The sequence below is a fragment of the Paenibacillus sp. Soil766 genome, from assembly GCF_001428105.1.
Classification (GTDB): domain Bacteria; phylum Bacillota; class Bacilli; order Paenibacillales; family NBRC-103111; genus Paenibacillus_E.
Genome location: NZ_LMSJ01000012.1, coordinates 116,502 through 140,722 on the forward strand (window position 1 = coordinate 116,502; position 24,221 = coordinate 140,722).

The 24,221-nt window shown below is 43.0% G+C and carries 19 protein-coding genes and 1 pseudogene; 16 read left to right on the forward strand and 4 right to left on the reverse strand.

Annotated elements, in window-relative coordinates; genetic code table 11:
- Positions 1-86: 86 nt before the first annotated feature.
- Genes ASG89_RS09975 through ASG89_RS09985 form a run of 3 tightly spaced genes read right to left on the reverse strand, consistent with a single transcriptional unit; the run spans position 87 to position 4,527 of the window.
- The gene (locus ASG89_RS09975) at positions 87-1,067 is read right to left on the reverse strand and encodes a sugar ABC transporter substrate-binding protein (RefSeq protein WP_057310435.1); all 981 of its coding nucleotides are present in this window, start codon (positions 1,065-1,067) and stop codon (positions 87-89) included.
- Positions 1,054-2,700: a response regulator gene (locus ASG89_RS09980; protein WP_057310436.1), complete on the reverse strand. Its 1,647-nt coding sequence runs from the start codon at positions 2,698-2,700 to the stop codon at positions 1,054-1,056. Before ASG89_RS09980 ends, ASG89_RS09975 begins: the two co-directional genes overlap by 14 nt.
- Positions 2,701-2,706: 6 nt before the next feature.
- Positions 2,707-4,527, reverse strand: a complete 1,821-nt coding sequence (locus ASG89_RS09985) for a sensor histidine kinase (protein WP_235549692.1) — start codon at positions 4,525-4,527, stop codon at positions 2,707-2,709.
- 237 nt (positions 4,528-4,764) lie between these two features.
- Between ASG89_RS09985 and ASG89_RS09990 the strand changes: the two genes are divergently transcribed.
- The 8 genes and pseudogenes from ASG89_RS09990 to ASG89_RS37590 all read left to right on the forward strand — a co-directional run.
- A complete protein-coding gene (locus ASG89_RS09990; protein ID WP_057310438.1) occupies positions 4,765-5,802 on the forward strand; it encodes an ABC transporter substrate-binding protein in 1,038 nt (345 codons plus the stop codon).
- 84 nt (positions 5,803-5,886) lie between these two features.
- Entirely contained in the window at positions 5,887-7,395 is a 1,509-nt protein-coding gene (locus ASG89_RS09995; RefSeq protein WP_057310439.1) for a sugar ABC transporter ATP-binding protein, read from the forward strand.
- A gap of 5 nt (positions 7,396-7,400) precedes the next feature.
- Positions 7,401-8,426, forward strand: a complete 1,026-nt coding sequence (locus tag ASG89_RS10000; protein WP_057310440.1) for an ABC transporter permease — start codon at positions 7,401-7,403, stop codon at positions 8,424-8,426.
- A complete protein-coding gene (gene yjfF, locus ASG89_RS10005) occupies positions 8,419-9,381 on the forward strand; it encodes a galactofuranose ABC transporter, permease protein YjfF (protein WP_057310441.1) in 963 nt (320 codons plus the stop codon). Before ASG89_RS10000 ends, yjfF begins: the two co-directional genes overlap by 8 nt.
- Before the next feature lie 257 nt (positions 9,382-9,638).
- Positions 9,639-11,054 carry an RNA-guided endonuclease InsQ/TnpB family protein gene (locus tag ASG89_RS10010; protein ID WP_057310442.1) on the forward strand — a complete coding sequence of 472 codons (1,416 nt, stop codon included), beginning with the start codon at positions 9,639-9,641 and terminating at the stop codon, positions 11,052-11,054.
- A 51-nt stretch (positions 11,055-11,105) separates the two neighbouring features.
- Positions 11,106-11,291 carry a hypothetical protein gene (locus ASG89_RS37585; protein WP_157276590.1) on the forward strand — a complete coding sequence of 62 codons (186 nt, stop codon included), beginning with the start codon at positions 11,106-11,108 and terminating at the stop codon, positions 11,289-11,291.
- A 21-nt stretch (positions 11,292-11,312) separates the two neighbouring features.
- Positions 11,313-12,341 (forward strand): ABC transporter substrate-binding protein, encoded by a 1,029-nt coding sequence (locus ASG89_RS10015; protein WP_057310443.1) that lies wholly within the window; start codon positions 11,313-11,315, stop codon positions 12,339-12,341.
- Positions 12,342-12,362: 21 nt separating this feature from the next.
- Positions 12,363-12,500, forward strand: a pseudogene (locus ASG89_RS37590) (AbfB domain-containing protein); the annotation flags it as partial.
- Positions 12,501-12,601: 101 nt separating this feature from the next.
- Here the strand turns inward: ASG89_RS37590 and ASG89_RS10020 are convergent.
- Entirely contained in the window at positions 12,602-13,696 is a 1,095-nt protein-coding gene (locus ASG89_RS10020; protein WP_057310444.1) for a GntR family transcriptional regulator, read from the reverse strand.
- Between the two features lie 387 nt (positions 13,697-14,083).
- Here ASG89_RS10020 and ASG89_RS10025 point away from each other — a divergent pair, with 387 nt between their 5' ends.
- From ASG89_RS10025 to ASG89_RS10060, 8 genes are all read left to right on the forward strand, one after another.
- Complete coding sequence (locus ASG89_RS10025; RefSeq protein WP_057310445.1) at positions 14,084-15,700, forward strand: xylulokinase; 1,617 nt, start codon at positions 14,084-14,086, stop codon at positions 15,698-15,700.
- A 2-nt stretch (positions 15,701-15,702) separates the two neighbouring features.
- A complete protein-coding gene (locus tag ASG89_RS10030; RefSeq protein ID WP_057310446.1) occupies positions 15,703-16,398 on the forward strand; it encodes an L-ribulose-5-phosphate 4-epimerase in 696 nt (231 codons plus the stop codon).
- Positions 16,399-16,447: 49 nt separating this feature from the next.
- Positions 16,448-17,872 (forward strand): L-arabinose isomerase, encoded by a 1,425-nt coding sequence (araA, locus tag ASG89_RS10035; protein ID WP_057310447.1) that lies wholly within the window; start codon positions 16,448-16,450, stop codon positions 17,870-17,872.
- A gap of 325 nt (positions 17,873-18,197) precedes the next feature.
- Positions 18,198-19,904 carry a sensor histidine kinase gene (locus ASG89_RS10040; protein WP_235549693.1) on the forward strand — a complete coding sequence of 569 codons (1,707 nt, stop codon included), beginning with the start codon at positions 18,198-18,200 and terminating at the stop codon, positions 19,902-19,904.
- Positions 19,897-20,985: a response regulator gene (locus ASG89_RS10045; RefSeq protein WP_057310449.1), complete on the forward strand. Its 1,089-nt coding sequence runs from the start codon at positions 19,897-19,899 to the stop codon at positions 20,983-20,985. Before ASG89_RS10040 ends, ASG89_RS10045 begins: the two co-directional genes overlap by 8 nt.
- 122 nt (positions 20,986-21,107) lie before the next feature.
- The gene (locus ASG89_RS10050) at positions 21,108-22,418 is read left to right on the forward strand and encodes an ABC transporter substrate-binding protein (protein ID WP_057310450.1); all 1,311 of its coding nucleotides are present in this window, start codon (positions 21,108-21,110) and stop codon (positions 22,416-22,418) included.
- Between the two features lie 36 nt (positions 22,419-22,454).
- A complete protein-coding gene (locus ASG89_RS10055; RefSeq protein ID WP_057310722.1) occupies positions 22,455-23,339 on the forward strand; it encodes a carbohydrate ABC transporter permease in 885 nt (294 codons plus the stop codon).
- The gene (locus ASG89_RS10060) at positions 23,336-24,196 is read left to right on the forward strand and encodes a carbohydrate ABC transporter permease (protein WP_057310451.1); all 861 of its coding nucleotides are present in this window, start codon (positions 23,336-23,338) and stop codon (positions 24,194-24,196) included. The genes ASG89_RS10055 and ASG89_RS10060 overlap by 4 nt, the downstream gene beginning before the upstream one ends.
- The last annotated feature ends 25 nt before the right edge of the window (positions 24,197-24,221 follow it).

Below are 24,221 nucleotides of genomic sequence, written 5' to 3' on the forward strand. Positions count from 1 at the left end.
GACGAAATTAGAGCCACCCGAAATCATCCGGGTGGCTCCTTTGTAATTATTTCAGTATTGTGAATTATTCTGATTAGGGAGATCTACTAATATTCATTAGCCACATCACTTTGCTTTATTTCTTCAAACCCCGTATCTACCCAATTCGATGAAGAAACATTTCTAGAAGCAGCAAGTAATTGTTCGATAATCCGATCCCCCCAATGCTGCTCATTCTCAGAGATGGCCGCGTTGATTTGACCATTGATTAAGGCTTCTTTGACATCAGGTGTCATGCCAAAAGTTAAGGCATATCGTTTCAAGCCTTGGGCTTTCCAAACGAGGATAGCATTTGAACTGGAAATTATATCCAGAGGAACGAGCGCGTCAAAGTGAGGATGTGCATCGATCATAGATTCCAGATCAATAATGGCTTTTTCATTATCTCCAAGATGATATTTAATATCGAGAATTTGTATTTCGGTATGTTCATCCAAATATTGCATGATCCCCTCGAGGCGACGTTTCAGCTGAGGAGACTGTGATAAACTCCCCTCAATGATAATCATTCCTTTTCCTTTCAGATAGCGATCAATGATCTGCCCCATAAGAATTCCCTCTTTAAGGGCATCTGTACCAATAAAGGAATACCTTCTACTGTTGGGTACATCGGATTCGAAACAAATAACGGGAATACCAGCTTGTGCAGCCTTATCTATGTAGGGGGCTAACGAGATAGGATCGATTGGATCTATGGCAATGCCATTTACCTTTTGCGCAATCATGGTCTCCATCATTCTGATTTGCTGTTCCAGATTAATTTCGTCAGGTGCTTTGAAGATGAGTTGAAGGGCATGAGGTTTGCTTGCATTTTCAATTGAATCTGTCATCATTTCATAGAAGGGATGGGCCATTGGGTAAATGATTCCAAACGTAAGTTGGCTAGCACGTCTATCGTTCGTAATCGTTGGCTCAGGCTTGTTGGTATGAGTAAAAGAATCTTGTGGAACTGAAGGCGTAGACCCCATGCATCCCGTTAAAAGAAGTGACAGCATACATGTGAGTGCCAGCCATTTAATCAGCCGCATGAGGCGTGTCTCCCTTCAGTATGTCGAGTGCTTCCTCAGCTGTTCCATTTTTCCTAAATTCTTTGGGGGTCATACCGGTCAATCGTTTAAACAGATTAGAAAAATAATGTGGATCATTATACCCCACTAAGAACGCAATTTCATAGGATTTGGCAGAAGTGCTTTTAAGCAGTTCCATCGCTTTTCGAATCCGTATTTGTGTTAGAAATTCAATGAACGTTTGCCCTGTTTCTTGGCTAAATACGCGGCTCAAGTAGTTCGTACTTAAGTTTACATATTCAGCAGCATCTTGTAAGGAAAAGTTATCTTTATCGAAATTCGCTTGCATGAATTCTTTGACTTTTACAATCATATCACCATATTTGTCAAATATACGAGCTCGCCAAGTCCAAAATTGTTCAATCAATTTAACGAGATAGGTGCAAGCTTCTTCCCAATTGCGAATCGCTCCTATCATCTGTTGGAAGTGTTGGAGAGACTTATCTGGCTCGGGTAGATGGCGGTACATATCTTTATTTGAACGGAAAGCTTCAATCGTCACATCATTTAACATATAAAAACCAATAGACGATGTTTGCCAATCAATGTCGACAATGGCTGCGGCATATGCTGAGACAAAGGCTTCTAGTTTGCTGTGAGACCCTATTTTTAAGAAATCCATGAATGCCCCTCGATCAAGAAAGAGAGTCGGATCTAACGTTTCTGACTTCAATTCACTGAGTACATTTCGATTTTGACGAGATAATCTGCGCCAATGCGCATCTTCCATCGCATCAAGAAAGGAGAGATGTACATTCTGGAGACGATCCTGCACACTGCCTATTCCGATAGAGATCGGGGTTGAAAGAGCTTCTTCAGAAATTGCTTTTTGCAAGTCATGGAATTGTTGGAGTTCTTGCTTCAAACACGCTAAGGTATCGCCTTTAATGATCCAAACGCTTTCAGAGCGGCTGCGCTGGAACATGAGTTGCGTATAGTTTTCCTTCAGATGCAGGCACTTTTGCAATAGCAAGCGCTCATGTTCTTGCAAGGCCATCATGTCTTCATGTTTGTAAGACTCTGTATCTCGTAGATCTAGTACGGTCACGACATAATAAGATGAAATAATCGTCAACTGAATGGAGGCACTGTGATGCATCACTTCGGAAGTTGTCATAAATCCGCTGCACAAATCATTTAATAACTTGTCTTGTGTTACTGTACTCTCCGCATTTTCTTTTTCTTTCAACAGGAGAAGTTGGGCTTTGATTTCCCGTTCTTTATCAATTTCATCACTGACTTTGCGGATAACCTTAACGAGCTCAGTGGGACTAATCGGTTTCAAACAGTATTCTTGCACGCCAATCTGCATAGCAGTTCGAGCGTATTCAAACTCGGCATGTCCGCTGATGATGATGATTTTCATATCAGGAAATTGTTTGCGCATAATGCTGCTAAGCTCAAGCCCATTCATAAAAGGCATGAGAATATCCGTAATTAATATGTCTGGCTGAACGCGTTCTATGATAGGTAGAGCTACTTCACCATCGGAAGCATCCCCACTGAAAATAAACCCTTCTTTCTCCCATTCAATACAGTCCCGAATCGTCTCTCTAATTAATATTTCGTCATCAACAAGGACTATTTTTTTCATCTACGATCAACCCCACTCACATGGTATTCGAATGGTAACTTTAGTGCCTTCGCCTTCCGTGCTTTCTACCTGAACACCTGATGATTCTCCGTAATATAACCGAATTCGTCGGTGAACATTGTGTAATCCGAATCCACCTGATACTTCATTTCCCGTTTCTTGCGGGGTGTGAGGATTCATTAAATCGTTTCGCAACTGGTTAAGCCGATCTTCTGTAATTCCCTTTCCATTATCTTCAACCACAATAATGAATGTATTCTCATCATCAATTCTAGCAGTTACTCGAATCAGCCCTCTACCACGTTTGTTTTTGAGTCCATGATAGAGCGCATTTTCAACAATGGGCTGTAAAGTCATTTTAAGAATAAGTAGCGAATGTAGACTTGCATCAATTTCGATTTGATATTCCAAAATATCACGATACCGCATCTGTTGGATCGTTAAATAACTTTGAAGATGCTCAATTTCCTTATCAAATGTGATCCAATCCTTTCCTTTGCTTAAACTAATTCGGAATAGTTTGGATAAGGCCATAACCATCTGGACAACTTGATCCTTTTTCTCCGATTGTGCCAGCCAAAGAATGGAATCTAACGTATTATATAAAAAATGCGGATTAATCTGCGCCTGCAAAGCTCGGAGTTCTGATTTCTTGATTTCCTGTTGTTCTTTAATACTCTGGTCAAGCAACATGCGAATTTTTCCGATCATCACGTTAAAACTGTTCCCTAAATCAGCAATTTCATCGGTACCGGTAAGAACAACCTTCGCTTCAAGAAAACCGGAGGCAGCGAGCTGCATTTTATTCTTTAAGATGCGAACGGGTCTTGTCAGACGATTAGAGACGAATAGATGCAAGGAAATAGCAAATATGATGCTGAGCAACACGCTTATGATGATGAGTTGCCTTATGGAGTTCGCTTCTTCTACAATTTCCTGCAGCGGTACGACCCCTACGATATGCCATCCTGTGGATGATGACGGAGAAGTTACGATAAATTGTGGCTTTCCATCCGTATTATCAACATATTCTTTGTTATTGCTTTCAATAATAGATGAAATGTTTTTGAACTGCGGCCACTTTGTGGAGTAAGTCGCTTTCGATGGGATGAAAATCGCATTACCTTTGCTATCAGCAACATAGAAAAAACCGCTTTTCCCAATACTCACATTATCGCAAAATTGTTTCACAATACTGTCGTCAACATCAATTATGATGAAGCCAATGACTTCATGGGTGACACGCTGTTTGACAGTGGACACGATAGATATAATACGATGATTTTGGTATTGGAAACCATCCAGCGGTTCTAAGGAAGATGGGTCATCTGGGGGGATGTTCAGGATCGCCTCCGGATGTTGAATTAGATACTCGAAATGCGGATTCCGCAATGAATCTCGGTTTAGTTGAAACACACCTTTCCTCTCACTAATTCCTCGGCCATATAAATTAATCATCGTTATATTAAGAACGCTGTCATATTGATAGGTTTGTCTATAGGAAGACATCGTTTGTAAGATCTCTCGCGCATCAACATTTAAATCTGTTTGTGAAAATAAAAAGCGCAGCACATTCGGATTTTTCTCTAATTCCAGAAGCTTTTTCGTATCGGTAAAAACATTATCAATGTTTGTTGCTAATTGGGAGGCAAGCATCATTGTTGCAGATTTACTGTTCGTAAATACGGTATTGTACGATTTATTATAGGAAACTAATCCTACGATGATTAAAGGAAGACAGGTTAGGATGACGAACATCGTTAGCAACTTGGCACGAAGGCTGGATGTTATTTTCCGATAGATGCCCATAATATAATAGCCTTTCATTGATTCTGATTTGTGGAATCTTATCCAAATTATGAATCAATCAATATGAAAACGCAATCATCAGACATAAAACTACACTTTCTAAATAAAAAAGTGAAGGTTTTGATAGTTTCCATCCAAAAGTGAATAAGAATTTATAAGAATAGTCAATGAAACTCCGTATACCCTAGCATGGCGCGTATCCTATACTTTGGTTACACCGAAGCAAACAGGTGAACAAAAGGGAGGAAACAACAAATGAAATCTAAAAAGACACTAGGGGTAGTTTTGTTAGCTACAGCAATGATGATGATTACAGCAGGTTGTGGCAGTTCCACGAAGACAGCAGCAAGCCCAGGAGCAGCGGCGACAGCAACTCCAGCTGCATCAGCAGCGGCGGCTACGCCTAAAGCTAATAAAACGATTACGCTAGGTTTTGCTCAAGTAGGTGCGGAAAGCGGCTGGCGTTCAGCGAATACGAAATCTATCCAAGATTCTGCCAAAGCAGCAGGAATTGAATTGAAATTCTCCGATGCACAACAAAAGCAAGAAAATCAAATTAAAGCTATTCGTACCTATATCCAACAGAAAGTAGATGTCATCTCCTTCTCGCCAGTTGTAGAATCCGGATGGGATACGGTATTGAAAGAAGCGAAGGATGCTGGCATTCCCGTTATCTTAACGGATCGTTCAGTAGATTCGAAGGATACTTCCCTATACAGAACTTTCATTGGTTCCGATTTCGTTGAAGAAGGTCGCAGTGCAGGTAAATGGCTAGTAGATAAATATAAAGACGCGAAAGATGTTGTTAATATCGTAGAACTACAAGGTACAACAGGTTCTGCACCTGCGAATGACCGTAAAGCTGGCTTTGGCGAAATTATTAAATCGAACCCTAACCTGAAAATTATTGCTTCCCAAACGGGTGATTTCACACGTGCCAAAGGGAAAGAAGTTATGCAATCTTTCTTGAAAGCGAATAAGAACATCAACGTTCTGTATGCACATAACGACGATATGGCGCTCGGAGCAATCCAAGCAATTGAAGAAGCGGGACTTAAACCAGGTAAAGATATCATCATTATTTCTGTTGATGGTGTGAAAGACGGCTTTGTTGCAGCAAGCGAAGGCAAAATTAATTTCATCGTAGAATGTAATCCATTGCTTGGCGGCCAATTGATGCAAGCTGTCAATGATGTTCTAGCTGGTAAAGAAATTCCGAAACGTATTGTTACCAAAGAAGGCGTATTCACATCGGAAGATGCCAAACGTGAATTGCCAAATCGTCAGTACTAGTATCACCCTATAAAAATAGAGCAAAGCTGCTCCATCTACCTCGTGTGGGGCAGCTTTAGCTTTGTAAAGGAGAGGAGTGGCCGTATGAATCAACATGGGCCGGTGTTGCAGATGACCGGAATTCATAAGCAGTTTCCGGGTGTAAAAGCATTAACCAACGTAAATTTCAGGTTGTTCCCTGGAGAAGTTCACGCATTGATGGGTGAAAATGGAGCTGGCAAATCTACTTTGATTAAAGTTCTTACAGGTGTCCATTCAATCGATCAAGGGCGTGTTGAGTTAGACAATCTAGCAATTAAAATCCATAGCCCGCTTGACGCGCAGAATTCAGGCATTAGTACGGTATATCAAGAGGTTAATTTATGCGCGAATCTGTCGGTCGCTGAGAATATTTATATTGGACGTGAACCTCGTCGCTTCGGACGAATTTTATGGAAAGAAATGAATCAGAATGCCAGAGAGTTGCTTAAGAAAAGAATGAATCTTGAAATCGATGTGACACAACCGTTGCAAGCATTTTCAGTGGCCGTTCAACAACTAGTAGCGATTGCAAGAGCTTTGAGTATATCTGCAAAAGTGTTAATACTTGACGAGCCGACCTCTAGTTTGGATAGGGGAGAGGTTGTGCAGTTATTTTCTGTCATGACGAGATTGAAAAATGAAGGACTTGCCATTCTCTTCGTCACTCATTTCTTAGATCAAGTTTATGATATTTCGGATCGAATAACCATACTCCGGAATGGAGAGTTTATAGGGGAATATCTGGCTAAAGAACTTCCTCGTATAGAACTAGTTTCAAAGATGATTGGGAAAGATCTGGATGTACTTGAAGAACTGCCGAAAGGTGAAGCCGAACATCATAAGAAGAAAGAGGTCTTGATTGAGGCCACTCAGATTGGAAAAAAAGGATCTATCGAACCTGTGGATCTTATCATTCATAAAGGGGAAATTGTCGGTTTGGCTGGATTGCTGGGCTCAGGTAGAACCGAATTGGCCAGGTTATTCTTTGCAGCGGATAAGGCTGATTCTGGTGATGTGACAATCGCCGCTTCCTCCGAAGCGATTAATTCTCCAAGGCAGGCGATTGATCAAGGTATCGCTTTTTGTTCGGAGAATCGTAAATTAGAAGGTATTATTGATGATCTAACGGTGCGTGAGAATATTATATTGGCGCTTCAAGCGTCTCAAGGTTGGTTTAAAACGATCTCGAGAAAGCGTCAAGATGACATGGCGAATGATTATATACGCGCGCTAAATATTAATCCATCGAATCCTGAACATCTGATTAAAAATTTAAGCGGCGGCAACCAACAAAAGGTTCTGCTTGCTCGTTGTTTGCTAACGGATCCAAATTTATTAATTCTGGATGAACCGACTAGAGGAATTGATATTGGAGCTAAGGCTGAGATTCAGAGACTAGTTCTATCATTAGCTCAAAAAGGGATGTCGGTCCTCTTTATTTCATCTGAATTAGAAGAAGTCTTACGCGTAAGTCATCGTATTGTCGTCTTACGTGATCGGCACAAGGTCCAAGAAATGGTCGGCAATGAAATTACACAGAAAAATGTCATGAAGGCAATTGCGGGGGGTTGATGAACATGGTAAAGCATCATTTGTTTTGGCCATTAACTTTTTTGTGTGCATTACTTGTATTTAACTTACTGTATTCTCCCGATTTCTTTTCCATAAAAATACGGGAAGGACACTTATATGGCAGCGTAATTGATATTTTGAACTTTGGTTCTCCTTTAATTATTGTTTCTATCGGCATGACACTGGTCATTGCGGCAACCAAAGGGGTTGATCTCTCCGTTGGTTCTGTTGTCGCAATTTCAGGAGCCATCGCATGTATGAATATTAGCAATGGGGATGGCAGCTTACTAAATGTCATCGTTTCGGTGGGGATCGCGTTAATTATCTCTGTAGTTTTGGGGATTTGGAATGGATTCTTAGTCGCCAATATCGGGATGCAGCCAATTATCGCTACATTGATCTTAATGGTATCGGGGCGCGGCGTGTCTCAATTAATTACGAGTGGGCAAATTATTACCATTTCCAATTCCAACTATAAGTTTATTGGCGCAGGATCTCTAGCCACATTGCCGTTTTCTATTTTTATCGTGGCGATCGTATTTCTAATTGCTTATCTATTAACTAGAAAAACAGCTCTCGGATTATTCATTGAATCCGTTGGTTGCAAGCCTACGGCTAGTAAGCTTGCAGGTGTGAAATCGAAGACGATCATGTTCTTCGTCTACATGTTCTGTGGTTTATGTGCGGGAGTCGCAGGACTGATATTAAGTTCCAATGTCTCCAGTGCGGATGGAAATAATGCGGGCTTGTGGTATGAACTTGATGCGATCTTAGCTGTCGTCATTGGAGGTACTTCGCTAACAGGCGGACGGTTTTACTTAGCAGGAACACTTGTGGGCGCGCTGATCATTCAGACGCTGACAACGACGATTTACATGATTGGCGTACCGCCGGAAGTGACTTTGGTCGTCAAAGCATTCGTCGTATTGATCGTTTGCTTAATTCAATCGGAATCCTTCCGTAAATCCATTGCATTCAGATGGAAAACCCGTCATTATCCAGCAGAGAGGGAGGTTAAGCAACATGTTTAAGAAACAGCATATCCCCATCATGGTGACGATTGGCTTATTTATGCTCATGTTTGCGATCGGTTCATTCCGATACACGGGATTCTTTTCCTTACAAGTTTTGATGAATCTTCTGATTGATAATGCCTTTCTACTGATCGTGGCTGTCGGTATGACATTCGTAATCATTTCAGGGGGAATCGACTTATCGGTTGGGTCCGTGATTGCATTTACAACGATGGTTTCGGCTAGTTTAGTTCATGCGGGTTGGCCGCCTGGCTTAGTCATTCCACTGGTATTGGTAATTGGATCGTTGTTTGGTTGGGGAATGGGAGCTATTATTCATTATTTCAAAATCGAACCGTTCATTGTAACGTTGTCTGGGATGTTCCTTGCTAGGGGATTGTGTTACCTCATAAGTATTAACACGATCACCATTGATAATTCTTTCTATACCAGTGTAGCTCAAACGAAGATTCGTTTGCCTGGTGGCAATTTTGTATCCATTAGCGTCATTATCGCCTTACTTGTTGTATTCTTAGGCTTCTACATTGCACATTACACACGCTTTGGAAGAACGACGTATGCTTTAGGTGGAAGTGAGCAATCTTCCCTATTGATGGGGCTGCCTGTCGGACGTACCAAAATGTTAATCTATGCGTTTAGCGGATTCTGTTCAGCTCTTGCTGGTGTAGTTTTTACCTTCTATATGCTTTCTGGCTATGGCTTGCATGCGATGGGGATGGAATTAGATGCGATTGCAGCTGTCGTCATCGGTGGTACGCTGCTTACGGGCGGCGTAGGCTATATCGTTGGAACCTTCTTTGGCGTTATGATTCAAGGTGTGATCCAAACCATTATTAGTTTTGAAGGCACACTAAGCTCGTGGTGGACGAAGATCATAATTGGCATTCTATTGTTTATGTTTATCATTTTGCAGCGGTTGCTTAGCCAGCGAAGATGGATGCAACGTAGGTAGTTGAAAGTAAGGGCATTAGTTGACACACTTTGTCGAGTAGTGCCCTTTTTTTAGTTATAGGAGATCGGCTAGTTGTACAAAGGTACACGGACAGTCTATCAATTCCGCCGAGAGGACTCCCACTTCTACAAGTGGCGAGGTGAATCCGCGACTTCCTGAGTGCCCCCCTAAATGTTCTTCCTTTTCCAATTCATATGCGGTAAAATGATATTACAGAACATTTGTTCTAATTATCTATTTGGACTGGAAGTGAAGTCATGTCAGAGCCAAAGTCAGTTTACAGAACTCACCAAGTATGGATCAAACCCGGGCATCGGTTGTATCCGTACCTGGAGCAGGTGTATCAAGATGCCAAGAACCTCTACAATACGACTAACTTTTATATACGACAAGTGTTCACCGCTTTTAGGCAGAATCAACCACTACAGCCATTACAGCAACAAGTGATGGACCTACTTCAGACGAACATTGGCGCCATGAATGAACGACTGAGTGAGAAGAACCGTTCCTTTCCGTTTCAATTACCATCGCAAGAGAGTCCTTTTGTCAATTACCGCTTTCTGGACGCCTTATTCAAAGTGATGGCACAAGTCGACTATCGAACGCTCCCTATGCAGAGCAGTCAAGGGGTCATGCAGGTTGTATTTCAGAACTGGAAGTCCTTCTTCGCGAGTATAAAGGACTATCGTAACCATCCAGAGAAGTATAGCGGAAAGCCACGTATTCCGGGCTACGTTCGCAGTCAAGCAAAAGAAGTGGTTTTCACGAATCAAGATTGTGTGATCAAGGAACGGAAATATCTTAAACTTCCGAAAACGCGGATGCAGCTTAACATCGGGAAGCTGGGTTATACCGATGGACAGTTGAAGCAAGTGCGTGTTGTTCCAAGATATGGACAATACGTGGTGGAAATGGTCTTTGCACGTCGGATTGAGGAGAGAGAAGCAGAGAAAGAACATGTACTAGCGATCGACCTTGGCGTTGACAATCTTGCAACCATCGTCACCACGACCGGTTCCAAACCGGTTTTGTTGAAGGGCAAGGTAGTTAAAGCCATCAATCAGTATTACAACAAGATGAAGGCTCGTTATACAAGTATTCTTCGGCAAGGTAAGGAGCCGCATGAAGGCGTACGTACTTCCCACCGTTTAGAACGATTGCATCTGAAGCGCCATCGCAAGCTCAAAGACTTGTTCCACAAGGCGAGTTATCATATCATCAAGCTGGCTGCAGAGCAAAACATCGGCACAATCGTCATCGGGCATAACGACGGGTGGAAGCAATCGTCTGATATCGGGCGGCGAAACAATCAGTCTTACTGTCATATCCCTCATCAGATGCTCGTTTCGATGATTCAATATAAAGCCGCTGAACAGGGAATAGCCGTCATCTTGACAGAAGAAGCCTACACCTCGAAAGCCAGTTTCTTGGAACATGATCCATTGCCGCGATACAATCAAGAGGGTACTTGGACCTTCTCAGGCAAACGGATTCATCGTGGACTGTATAAGAGTGCGAAGGGTTTAATCCATGCCGATGTCAATGGCGCAGCCAACATTATGCGAAAAGTATTCCCAAAAGCATCTGTCAAGGAAGCTAATGGGATAGAGGGGTTGGATGGTACAAAAACTATCAATGTGTCAACTCCACTGGTGTTAAGCATCCTGAAATAAGTAAGGTTGATACACTAGAAACCCCCACTTCAACCTTATAGTTAAAGGTAAGTGGCGGGCGTATTCATATTTGAAGTATCTGCTGTATCGCAAGAATCATCTGCTTCGACGGAACAAGTAGCCTCACTCTGTTCAACGCAGTTAACGATCGGAGAGCAGCTTTTGGAGCTTTCTGCGAAGCTGAACCAACTATCTGGACAATTGGAGAGACAGATGTCACATTTTCAAACGGAATGAATCAGAAGGGTGTCGAACGGTATGAAAACAAAATTACTGTTAACCAAACTAGTGATAACTGTGTGCGTTTGTGTACTTTTCTCAGGCTGTGAAAGTACTCCTGAACCCAAGCCGACTAACAATGGGAAAGCAGAACGTCAAGAGATGTCGGGAACAGTTGTGGAGCGTAAGGAACCAGTTCTTGGCTTTTCACAATTAGGTTCAGAAAGTGAATGGCGTATTGCGAATACCTCGTCGATCACGGAATCCGCCAATCAATCCGATATTCAATTAATCCTTCAAAATGCGGACCAATCGCAAGAAAAGCAAATTGAGGCCATTCGTGAATTTGTTAGACAGAAGGTGGATGTCATTGCGATTGCACCTGTTGTGGAAACGGGATGGGAGCCCATTCTAAGGGATGTTAAGCAGGCTGGGATTCCCGTTATCATTGTAGATCGCTTCGTAGCTATCTCGGATCCGTCTCTCTATGTGACTCATATTGGATCTGATTTCTATGAAGAGGGGCGTAAAGCTGGCAAATATTTATTAGACAAATTCGGCAAAACAGATAAGCCCATCGGCATGGTGGAATTAAAAGGGACAGAGGGTTCAACGCCATCCATTGCGCGTGGTAAAGGGTTTCGTGATGTTATTTCAGATCGAGCGCCTTTTCAATTCCTCGATAGTGCTTATGCCGATTTTACGTTAACCAAAGGTAAAGAAGTGATGAAAAGGTTCCTGAAAGAGAGAGGAAGGGATATTCGGGTTTTATATTCACATAATGATGACATGACATTAGGGGCGTTAGAAGCAATTGAAGAGTATGGCCTAATTCCAGGTCAAGATATTGTTGTCATCACCGTAGATGGCACGCGAAAAGCACTGGAGAAGCTGAATGAGGGCAAGATCAATTTGGTGGTCGAATGCAACCCGCTGCTGGGTCCTAATCTCATTCAAGCGGCCAAAGAAATTTCGAAAGGAAGCTCGCTGCCGAAACGGATCGTGACGCCTGAGAATGTGTTTACACAGGTAACTGCAGCAAGTGAGCTTGCGACGAGAAGTTATTAGGCGAATAGCAACAGCGGTCTAAAGGATGCAACTTGGAGCTCATTCCAATCTAACAACTTTCCAACCCGATATATCAGACATTTCAACTATGAGTTGAAGCTTGATCCGATTAGCACGGACATGGAAAAGCAGGATGCGACATTTAAAATTGTGAATTAACAAACTGGATGGAAATATGTCTAGCAGGCTCCTTCGGGAGCCTTTTTCTCATAAGCAATAACTTAATATATGCCACGTTCAACTTATCGCAACATGGAATCTCAGCTAGGTTTAACTTGGATCTCTTTTACAGTCTCACCCTCAATTAATACAGGTTGGTAATAGGTTGAGGTGGGCAAGTCTTTTTTGCCTTGCAAATTTTTAATAACCCAGTCCGCTGCGTCGCGTCCCATTTGTTCTTGGGGGTGTGTCAGCGTCGTTAGTTTGATATTTGCGTTTTTGGCGATATATGAATTGTCCTGTCCAATGACGGATAGCTCATCTGGAATGGAGATCTCCAGCCTTCTGCAGACATGTACAACTTCCAACCCGACCTCGTCGTTGTAACACACAAGCGCAGTCAGTCCATCCCGATTGTCATTCAGAAACCCCTCCAAGTTGGCGGACAGAAGTGATTTCGTCGCCGTATCGAAAGAAAGCACATGCTCGGAGTGGAACCTTAATTTGGCTTCCCCAAGTGCCTTGATATATCCCTTCATTCTGTACTTCCCTTGTAAATCATCCATTTTCGCGATAATGCCAATCTGCGTATGTCCTTTGGCAATCAGTTCCTTGGTTGCGAGGTAGCTAGACTGCACATCATCCAGGCAGAAAAAAGGAACTTCTAACTCTTCATAATAGGCATTGATCATGGCGAACGGAACCTCTTGCTCCCTAAATGCCAAGTAGTAAGCGATATTGGGGTTGTATTCATTGCTTCTGGTAGGCTCAATAATTAGTCCATCCACGCCGTAGGAAAGCATCATTTCCAATGCCTTTTTTTCCTGAGCGATATCATTATTTGTGCTGGCTAAGAGCAATGAATAGTTATCTTCATTTAATCGGCTTTCAATGCCGCGGATGATGGAGGGGAAGATGTAATCCGAAATATAGGTCGTGATGACGCCGATCGTTTTTTTCGTTTCTCTCCCTGATCGAGATCGGTACTGGCTGCTAACGTATGTGCCTGATCCCCTCTCGCTTCTCAGGAACCCCTCGTTCGATAACTCCAGAATAGCTTTTCGAACCGTCTGCCGGCTAACGTTGTAGCTGTCCTGCAAAGCGGATTCCGAAGGAATTTGCTCACTAGCTTTGTATGTTCCCGATAAGATATTACTTTTTATATCATCAATGATTACTTGATACTTTGGCTTCACGCAATCCACTTCTTTCCTTGTTGTAAGTAAAGTTGTACGTACACATTTTAGCATGAATTGTTTGGAATGCAAATGCAGACGATGCAAAAGATGATTGCAGCGCCTTTCTTTATTTTTATAGCGTAAAATCAATGGTACAAGTTGCATGCGTGTTCTATTTAGAAAGGCATTAGATGTGCTGACTGGAGAATGTATGGTAACTAATGTAGGTATAACTATTTGATTATATTGACAAATGTACGTACAGAAAATATACTGAGGTTGATAGTACAGGATTTTCCGGTTGTCTCATCTCGTCGATGACCGGTTCGATTGGAAGCAGCTTTTATACGAGAATCGAAGTCGTTTGGGTGTATCACCGCGAATAGAGAGGGGATTTATGTGATTATGAATCATGTAGACTTGAAAGAAGCGATAACCAAGGGAGAAACTTCGCTGGGTATCGAATTAGGATCTACGCGGATCAAAGCGGTGCTGATCGATCGTCAATTCGAGACCATCGCATCGGGAAGTTATGAGTGGGAAAATCTGTTGAAAGACGGATATTGGACATACAACCAGGAGGATATTATTACAGGTCTCCAAACCGCGTATCGCGAAATGAAGCAGCAAGTGGAACAGAATTACGGAGTCACCCTCCAGACTGTGGGTTCGATCGGATTTTCCGCTATGATGCACGGATATATGGCATTCGACAGCAAGGGTGAGCTGCTGGTGCCGTTTCGGACTTGGCGCAACGCAACTACCGGCGCTGCTGCAAGGGAACTAACGGACTTATTCCAATTCAATATTCCTGAGCGTTGGAGCATCGCCCATTTGTACCAAGCGATATTAAACCAAGAGGAGCATGTGCCTCGCATTGATTTCGTGACGACGCTGGCTGGTTACATTCACTGGCTGCTGACTGGCAATAAAGTCATTGGAATCGGAGATGCCTCCGGCATTTTCCCCATTGATGAAGCAACCCATAACTACCATCCATCCATGGTTAAGCAATTCGATGAACGAAACGCAGCCAAAGGCTTTCCGTGGAAGCTTGAGGATCTTCTTCCTAAAGTATGTCTATCCGGCGAGCAAGCCGGTGAACTAACAGAGGCGGGAGCCAAGCTTCTTGACCCAGCCCGTGATCTGCAGCCAGGCATTCCACTATGTCCTCCGGAAGGCGATGCCGGGACAGGTATGGTGGCGACGAATAGCGTGAAGAAGCGTACGGGCAACATCTCCGTAGGAACTTCCGTGTTTGCGATGATTGTACTAGAGAGGGAACTAGCCAAGGTTTACCCGGAAATCGACATGGTGACGACGCCGGATGGCAGCCCGGTCGGCATGGTGCATGCCAACAACTGCTCCAGCGATCTCAACGCCTGGGTAGGAATGTTCCGTGAGTTCTCCGAAGCCATGGGATTCAATGTGGATTCCGGGAAATTGTTCAGCGTGCTGCTCAACAAGGCGCTCGAAGCCGACCCGGATGGCGGCGGTTTGCTTAGCTACGGCTATCTCTCGGGCGAAAATATTACGGGCATCGATAAAGGCAGGCCGTTGTTCGTTCGTTCGCCGGAAAGCAACTTCAATTTGGCGAATTTCATGCGTACACATCTATTCGCGGCTTTCGGAGCCCTCAAGCTCGGAATGGATATTTTGACGGAAAACGAACAAGTAGCCATCGACAGTATTTTGGCTCATGGCGGCCTCTTCAAGACCCCTTTCGTCGGACAAAAAGTCTTAGCTGCTGCGCTGAATGTACCGATCTCGGTTATGTCCACGGCTGGTGAAGGCGGGGCATGGGGCATGGCGCTTCTGGCCTCTTACCTGATTAACAAGGATCAGGATGAAAGCTTGGAGAGCTTCCTCGAAGAGAAAGTATTCAAAGATGTCGAAGGACAGGAAATTACTCCGGATGCGAAGGATGTTAGCGGGTTCGAAGCATTCATCCAACGCTACCGGGCAGGGCTGGCCATCGAACAGGCCGCTGTAGACCATCTGGTAGAGAACGGGAGGAACTAACGTTGTTAGAACAGCTGAAAGAAGAAGTATATCAAGCGAATCTGGACTTGCCGAAGCACGGACTCGTGAAATTCACTTGGGGTAATGCGAGCGCCGTCGATCGGGAAAGCGGTCTGTTCGTCATTAAACCCAGCGGAGTCAGCTACGATAAGATGAAGCCGAGCGACATGGTCGTTGTGGATCTCGACGGCCGTGTGGTCGAAGGAGAGCTTAGACCTTCCTCGGATACCGCGACTCACGCCGTCTTGTACAAACATTATCCGCAAATCGGCGGCATCGTCCATACCCACTCTACTTGGGCAACGATCTGGGCACAAGCAGGACTGGATGTACCGGTCATGGGTACGACGCATGCGGACACCTTCTACGGCACCGTCCCTTGTGCGCGCTTTTTGACCCAAGAAGAGGTTGACCGTGGTTATGAAGCCGAGACGGGTCACGTCATCATCGAGACATTCGAGAAGCTCGGACTGGATGTTATGGCAATTCCGGCCGTCCTGCTCCAAGGACATGCGCCGTTCACTTGGGGGAAAGATGTGAAGTCAGCAGTTGTGAACAGCGTCGTGCTGGAGGAAGTGTGCAAAATGAATTTGTACGCGCGACAACTAAATAACTTTGCCAAAGAACTGCCGCAAGGCATTCTGGATAAGCACTATCTCCGGAAACATGGGAAAGATGCCTACTACGGGCAGAAGTAATGGTATTAGGCATTATTCATTATAAAATTGAGAAAAGAGGATGATCAGGATGTCAGCAACAGCTCCTAAACAGTTTTGGTTTGTCGTAGGTTCGCAGCATTTGTACGGGGAAGAAGCTCTGGCTGAAGTTAAAGCTCATGCACAGACGATGACGGATGCATTGAATAATAGCGGTGTGCTACCTTATCCGCTTGTCTTGCAGGACCTGGCTATCAGTGCGGATAAAATTACAAACATCATGAAAGAGGTCAACTATCGCGACGAAGTGGCGGGTGTCATTACGTGGATGCATACATTCTCACCTGCGAAAATGTGGATTCGCGGTACGAAATTGCTGCAGAAGCCGCTACTTCATTTGGCAACCCAGTTTAATGAAAGCATTCCTTGGGCCACGATCGACATGGACTTCATGAACCTGAACCAGGCCGCGCATGGCGACCGCGAATACGGCTTCATCAATGCCCGTCTGAAGAAACAAAATAAAATCATAGTAGGCTACTGGGAACGTGCGGAAGTGAAGCAGCAGATTGCGGATTGGATGGACGTAGCGGTTGCCTATAACGAAAGTTTCAACATCAAAGTCGCCCGTTTTGGCGACAACATGCGCAACGTTGGTGTAACGGACGGGGATAAGGTTGAAGCTCAGATTCAGTTCGGATGGACCGTGGACTACTACGGCATCGGCGACCTCGTGCAATACGTGAATGCCGTGACCGAGCAGGAAATTGACGATCTAATGGGCGAATATGCGGAACTCTACGAATTCGATTATGGGACGAACAGCAAAGAGTCTTGGGAAGCCAGCGTCAGAGTTCAAGCGAGCTATGAAATCGCTATGAAACGTTTCTTCGATGAGAGAGGTTACAATGCTTTCACCACGAACTTCGAGGATCTGCATGGGATGAAGCAGTTACCAGGGCTTGCCGTTCAACGTCTGATGGCGCAAGGATACGGTTTTGCCGGCGAGGGCGACTGGAAGACGGCCGCAATCGATCGCTTGTTGAAGGTGATGAGCCGTAACCAAAACACGGGCTTTATGGAGGATTACACGTATGAGATGGCGATCGGTCAGGAATCCATTCTTCAATCCCATATGCTCGAGGTAGATCCAACTTTGGCAAGCAACCAACCGAAAATCATCGTTTCCCCACTCGGGATCGGTGGTAAAGAAGATCCGGCGCGTCTGGTATTCGACGGTAAAGCTGGCGAAGGTGTCGTCGTATCTATGGCTGATTTCGGTACACATTATAAACTGTTAATCAACGAGATTTCTGCATTCGAGCCGACCGTTCCAGCTCCTAATCTTCCCGTGGCTCGAGTTCTATGGAACGTGAAGCCGAACTTCCAGGATGGGGTAAAAGCTTGGATCGAGAATGGTGGAGGCCACCATACTGTCGTTTCCTTGAACCTGACGACAGACCAAATCGTGACCTACGCGAAGCTGGTTAACTTAGAATACGTCGTCATTAAGTAATTCATAATTAAGGCAAGAAGTAGGCACACCTGATGGCGTATCCCGTACGAAAAGGAATAGCTGGTCAGGGGCACGTTGCAAACTTCCTTGTGCAAAATATAAAAACCGTTTCTTAGGTAAATGGCTGATTCCATTTACCAAGAAATGGTTTTTTGGTTTTCAACGACGTTAGAGGATTAACGGTATCTCACACGAATTGTTTCTTATATGATGAGTTAGCGGCTTTTGGAATAGGAAGTGAAATGAGGGGATACTTCTGAAAAGAAAAATAGGAATCCGTTTTAGATTGATGGTTTTGATGATTTGTTTAACTACATTACCTGTTGTGACTGTAACCTGGCTAGCTAGCAACAATACACGGCATTCCGTGGAACAGGAAATGATTAGTGCCAATAACTCACGTATGGAATGGGCTAATCAATATCTGAATGAGCTTATTGAGCAGATGAACATATTATTTTATACCGTTCAGATCAATTCCGAATTAATGGGGAATCTTCAACAAGTAGCGAATCCAATTTTAAATGTACAATATCTAACGCAAAAATATGTGGGTGATACCCTAACCTCATTATTACATTCCAATTCCCGTAAAATTGATGATTTTACGCTTTATATTCATGAAAACAAACAGGCCTTATCCGTAAGTTATGTCGGCCGTTTAATTTCGTTTATGGATATCCGAACTGGACCATGGAGCCGAATGCTGGAGACACCGACTAATATTTATTTTAAGCAGGAACCAAATGGGGTTTATGCGTTTCACAGTATGAATCGGTTTGAAGACCGTAAGCTGTTGGGTGGTCTCTCCGTTAAGATCAACCGCAAGGTTTGGGATGAGGTCGGCAGTATTCTTGGATCTGAGCCGGACAGCTCCATTCTCTTAAGTAACGATGAAGGGGAATTATTATCAGGGTCTAAGAATGAACAGGCGCTAGGAGATATTCCTAGTCTATTAAAAAGTCTTGCGGTTCCTGATAGTGGTCTTGGTATTCACAAAACGAATAAGTATTATTTCTTTATGCAGAAAGTTAGCAATGGTAAATTAACACTGATAAAAGCCATTCCGCTCGAAACGATAAATCGCAGCGCCCAAGCAACGATTAATGCTGGTATTGTTACTGGAAGCTTATTTGTCGCTGCCTCGATCATTCTCTCTATCCTGTTTTCACTTCGAATTAGTAAGCCGATTATTAGTCTAGCACGAACCATGAGAAGAGCGGAAATACAAAGCTTTGAATTGAAATCTGTCAAAAACAGTGATGAACTTGGCCTGTTAGAGCATGGCTACAACTCCATGATGCAACGCATCAAAGAGTTAATTGAAGTAGAATACCAAGGGAAAATAGACATTAAGACTGCGCAACTGAGGACGCTACAAGCTCAAATCAATCCGCATTTTCTCAACAACACCCTTCATCTAATCGGGGGGATGGCGTTAGAGAAGGATGCGCCTGAGATATATCGAGTTACACGGGTGATCGGAGATTTATTAAGATATTCAATCAGTACGGGTAGTGATTTGGTTACGTTTAGAGATGAGCTCAAGCATATGCAGAACTATATTTTTATTCAGGAGCAGCGGTTTACTGGGCGATGTCAAGTAGTGGTTGAGAAAGATGATTTGCCTTCGGAGAGCCGGCTTCCCAAATTTACACTTCAGCCTATCGTCGAAAATGCATTTGAACATGGACTGCATAAAAAAGAAGGCAGCTGGCTCGTTGAGGTAAGAATTAAACGAATCCGTAATCAAATTCTAATTGCTGTTCAAGATGATGGCGTAGGTTTAGATGAAGAGAAGCTTGGACTAATCCGAATTGGATTACGTTCTGGCAATGAAAATAATTCAAAATTCTCTGAAGATGAGCAAAACGGAATAAGAAAAGGTATTGGTTTGAAAAATGTCGATGCTCGGTTGAAGCTGCATTTTGGCGAACGATATGGTATACGTATTTTTAGCAAGTTTGGGAAGGGAACGATCGTATTATTCGTACTGCCGGTACTGGAAAAGGAGGAGCATGAAGATGTATAAAGTAATGATTGTGGACGATGAGCCTTGGTCAAGAAAAGTTATCAAGCAGCTTGGAGAATGGGACAAACTCCAATTAACGATAATAGGCGAGGCAGAGGACGGAACACAAGGATTGCGGATGGTTGCCGAACTAGCTCCTGATATCGTGGTAACAGATATGAGAATGCCGGGTATTGATGGCGTTGAACTCTTAAAGGCGCTGAATGATAAACATCCTTTGCTTAAGATCATTGTGATGAGTGGATATGATGATTTTGTTTATTTAAAACAAGCTATTCGATCCCAAGCGAAGGAGTACTTATTAAAACCGGTGGATCCAGAAGAGCTGAATGCTGCCCTTGCTCAATGTGTTCGTGAACTGCAGCAAGCCAAGCAAATTTCAGAAGTATCTTGGAAAACACCGCTCGTATTTGCCGATGCGGCTTCACTCGAGAAGTATTTGGAATATCGTCAACTGATCTACGGTTATTTGTTGGATTTAAACGCATCTGGGGTCATTCAAACGTTGAAATCATTAGAGGCATTTATAGAGCCGATGCAGGCTGAACAATTCGATGGCAGTGTGCTGAATAAAATCGGTCATGACTTTACCTTAATGCTCGAAGAGTTTGTTTCGACAAGTGAGCTGGCATGGAACCATATCATAGCCCAATTGGAACAACAGCCGTCCGATCAAATGGGTTGGAATTCTGTGATAGAGACCATTGGACAGATTGAACGCATGTATAATCAGGTGATTGCTTTACTCTTAGAGGCACGGAAAAATAGGAATAAGCTGGATTTGCGAGAAGTGACCGCGTACATCAATAGACATTATAACGAATCGATTACTTTGGAGTCACTCGCCGCTTATTTTTATATAAGCAAAGAGCACTTAAGTCGGTCATTCAAAACATTCACCGGAGAAACGATTACCGATTATATTCATCTCAAACGCATGGAAAAAGCCAAAGAACTCATTGTCGATCATAAGTTATCTATTAAGCATACTGCTGAAATGACAGGGTATCCTGACCTTGCCTATTTCTACAGAGTGTTTAAAAAGCATTATGGCTTTGCCCCAGGAGAATTGCGTAAATAATTGGATTGTTAATTGGAGTCACATCAATATTGTGCAATAAAAGATGTTAATATCCTGAAATGAATATAGAAAACGCTTCCACTATACTGAAGGAGTAGTTAAATCAGAGGGGGGAACGATCCATGAAGAGAACACTTAATATGAGTATTATCCTAAGCTTGATATTAGCTGCAGGATGCAGTACTAGCACAAATAAAACAAATACAGACGCTAGTAGTGCAGCACCTGCAAGCGCACCAGTCAGTACAAAGGCGACTGCAACTCCGAAAAAAGTAGAACTCAATGTATTTATGAGCTATCCCCAGTATAAAGAACAATTTGAAAAATACTTCGAGCAATTTAAAGCAAAAGAATTGGCGGAGAAAAATGTAGATGTCACGATTAAAACGGAAATGCCTAATTCGGATCAAGCCAAGCAGATCTTACAAACTCGTCTAGCATCGAATGACGCGCCTGATTTATTTACCATTCATGCAAATGATATTCCGGCTTATTACAAAGCAGGTTACCTAAGCGATTTATCTAATCAAGCAGCCATTAAAAGCTTGTATGAACCCGTAAAGAAAACCGTTACGATCGATGGTAAAATCGTCGTGCTGCCTTTTGAAAGCACAACATGGGGATACCTGTACAATAAAAAAATATTCAAGGACTTGGGCATTACACCTCCAAACACATTGGATGAAATGAAAGCTGTTATCGCAAAAATAACTGCAGCGAATATTGCACCATTTGAACTGGCTTTTCAAGAGTCATGGGTTCCACAACTTATGACTGCGCAATCGCTTGGTGGTATTGTTTCCTCGAAGCATCCGGATTGGATTGAAAAGATGAGTACGGGTCAGGCTTCATATAATGACGTAGCAGCTATTTTTGATATTATCGATCTCATTAATGCTAACGGCACGAAAAAGCCTTTCGAGGTTGGTAATGAAGCTGGTGCTGCTGAGTTTGCCAATGGAAAATCCGCTATGTGGGTGCAAGGCCCTTGGAATGCGGATGCCATTCTGAAAGTTAATCCAAGCTTTGAAATGGGCGTTGCAGCACTACCTGTAAGCAATGATTCCAAAGATACCATGATTAATCTTTCAACCTCTACTTCCTTAGCTGTATCGCCTACAACTAAAAACAAAGAAGTAGCACTTGATTTACTGAACTATATGCTGGATGAGAAAGATTCTTCCGCGCTATTTAAACAATTGAAGTTCAATCCCATCTCAACCGTTCATAAATTTGAAGTGAATCCGTGGGTTAAGGAATCCTCCGCATATGTAGAAAATGGGAAAGCGTATCAGGATTTGAAGCTGCCAAACGGTGTTACAGACGAGCAAGCTAAATTATTGCAAAGCTATTATGCAAAAAATATTACTAAAGAGCAATTTATTAAAACAATGGATAAAACATGGGCAGCAGCAGTTAAAGCTGCTAAGTAAAGCTGAGTAACGGTTAACTAGGAGTGATACAAAATGATGATTACAAGGAATAGTAAACAAAATATCATCCTGTTAGCCTTCGTCTTCCCCGCAATACTATTCTATTCCGTTTTTGTACTCGCCCCCTCTTTTGGGGGGATCTGGTACAGCTTGACGGATTGGAATGGGCTCAATCCCACCTATAATATGGTGGGATTGAACAACTATATCGAAGCGCTCACAGATGATCCATACTTTCTGGATGCCATTTGGTTTACACTCAAATACGTTATTTTCATGGTTGTATTATCCAATTTTTTGGCTATCCTGTTGGCAGTATTAATCGAATCACAACAACGAAGTAAGGTTTGGTTTCGGACGATCTTCTTTATGCCGAATATGATTAGCTTAATTATCGGCGGGTTTATGTGGATGTTTATTTTCACTAAGGTTTTACCCTATATAGCTGAACATACGTTCTTTCACTTTTTAGACCAATCGTGGATTGGGGATCCTCGATTCTCATTTTATACACTCTTGATTCTTTCCCTCTGGAGTGGAGTAGGATATTTAATGGTTATATATATTGCAGCACTTCAAGGAGTGCCGCAACAGCTGAAAGAAGCCGCTGCTATAGATGGGGCGAATGCGATGCAAACATTTCGAAATGTTACGCTACCCATGATATATCCGGCTTTGACCATTGGTCTTTTCGTGACTTTAAACGGTTCTTTTAAAGTATTTGATGCGGTTTTTGCTTTGACTGGCGGTGGCCCGGGGCGGGCTACACAGGTTATCGCGCTTAATATTTATGAGGAAGCATTTAGTCTGAGTAGTCGATATGGTTATGCCAGCGCTAAGGCAATGATTCTGTTCTTGATTGTCTTTATCATCACGCTCATTCAATTGTGGATCATGAAAAGAAAAGAGGTGGAGGCATGAGTAGTCAAGATGCACGTGTTGGACTTAGCCTAATAAGTCGTCGTGTTGGCTCATCTCTTATTTTTCTCTTCCTGCTCATCGGAACGGTTGTGATGTTATTTCCAATCTATATGGGGTTATTAAATTCTGTGAAGACGCAAAGCGAGATGCTGACGAATATTCTTTCCTTTCCTGCAGATTTTCAATTTTCCAATTATGCGAGCGCCTTTGAAAAAATACATTTTGTAAGAAGCTTATCGAATACGATCCAAATTGCTGTTGTTGGTTTATTTGGGATTATTGGTTGTGCATCGTTGGCTGGATATAAGCTGTCCCGAACGAAAGGGAAATTGAGTGCTTTTTTGTTTGGTCTTTTTATTCTTTCGATGTTAATCCCTTTTCACTCGGTCATGATCACCCTCGTGAAAATATCTAGAGAACTACACATCCAAGGTTCTATTTATGGACTTGGCATCATCTATATCGGGTTAGGTGTGTCCATGGCTATTTTTCTATATCATGGTTTTGTGAAATCCATCCCTCGAGATTTGGATGAAGCTGCCGTTATCGACGGCTGTGGAGAGTATAAATTGTTCTTTACTGTGATTTTTCCGCTACTTCTACCCGTCACAGCTACCATTGCGATCTTAAATTTACTATGGATATGGAATGATTTTCTGTTGCCATTGTTAATATTGACCGATTCGGATCGATATACGCTGCTCTTATCAACGAATATGTTATTTGGTGAATACAGCAATGACTGGTCCAATATTTTAGCTGCCTTATTGCTGGCTATGCTGCCTGTCATTATCTTTTATCTATTTCTGCAGAAATATATTCTTAATGGGATTGCTGAAGGAGCGATCAAAGGATAAGGCCATCAATTGGATTGGAGAGGGG

Bases quoted from the DNA above. Each gene is read 5' to 3' on its own strand.
- ASG89_RS09990 (WP_057310438.1), top strand. From the start codon at position 4,765: ATGAAATCTAAAAAGACACTAGGGGTAGTTTTGTTAGCTACAGCAATG.
- ASG89_RS09995 (WP_057310439.1), top strand. From the start codon at position 5,887: ATGAATCAACATGGGCCGGTGTTGCAGATGACCGGAATTCATAAGCAG.
- ASG89_RS10010 (WP_057310442.1), top strand. From the start codon at position 9,639: ATGTCAGAGCCAAAGTCAGTTTACAGAACTCACCAAGTATGGATCAAA.
- ASG89_RS10055 (WP_057310722.1), top strand. From the start codon at position 22,455: ATGATTACAAGGAATAGTAAACAAAATATCATCCTGTTAGCCTTCGTC.
- ASG89_RS09985 (WP_235549692.1), bottom strand. From the start codon at position 4,527: ATGAAAGGCTATTATATTATGGGCATCTATCGGAAAATAACATCCAGC.
- ASG89_RS10000 (WP_057310440.1), top strand. From the start codon at position 7,401: ATGGTAAAGCATCATTTGTTTTGGCCATTAACTTTTTTGTGTGCATTA.
- ASG89_RS10045 (WP_057310449.1), top strand. From the start codon at position 19,897: ATGTATAAAGTAATGATTGTGGACGATGAGCCTTGGTCAAGAAAAGTT.
- ASG89_RS10060 (WP_057310451.1), top strand. From the start codon at position 23,336: ATGAGTAGTCAAGATGCACGTGTTGGACTTAGCCTAATAAGTCGTCGT.
- ASG89_RS10050 (WP_057310450.1), top strand. From the start codon at position 21,108: ATGAAGAGAACACTTAATATGAGTATTATCCTAAGCTTGATATTAGCT.
- ASG89_RS09975 (WP_057310435.1), bottom strand. From the start codon at position 1,067: ATGCGGCTGATTAAATGGCTGGCACTCACATGTATGCTGTCACTTCTT.
- ASG89_RS10015 (WP_057310443.1), top strand. From the start codon at position 11,313: ATGAAAACAAAATTACTGTTAACCAAACTAGTGATAACTGTGTGCGTT.
- araA (WP_057310447.1), top strand. From the start codon at position 16,448: ATGTCAGCAACAGCTCCTAAACAGTTTTGGTTTGTCGTAGGTTCGCAG.
- ASG89_RS10025 (WP_057310445.1), top strand. From the start codon at position 14,084: ATGAATCATGTAGACTTGAAAGAAGCGATAACCAAGGGAGAAACTTCG.
- yjfF (WP_057310441.1), top strand. From the start codon at position 8,419: ATGTTTAAGAAACAGCATATCCCCATCATGGTGACGATTGGCTTATTT.
- ASG89_RS09980 (WP_057310436.1), bottom strand. From the start codon at position 2,700: ATGAAAAAAATAGTCCTTGTTGATGACGAAATATTAATTAGAGAGACG.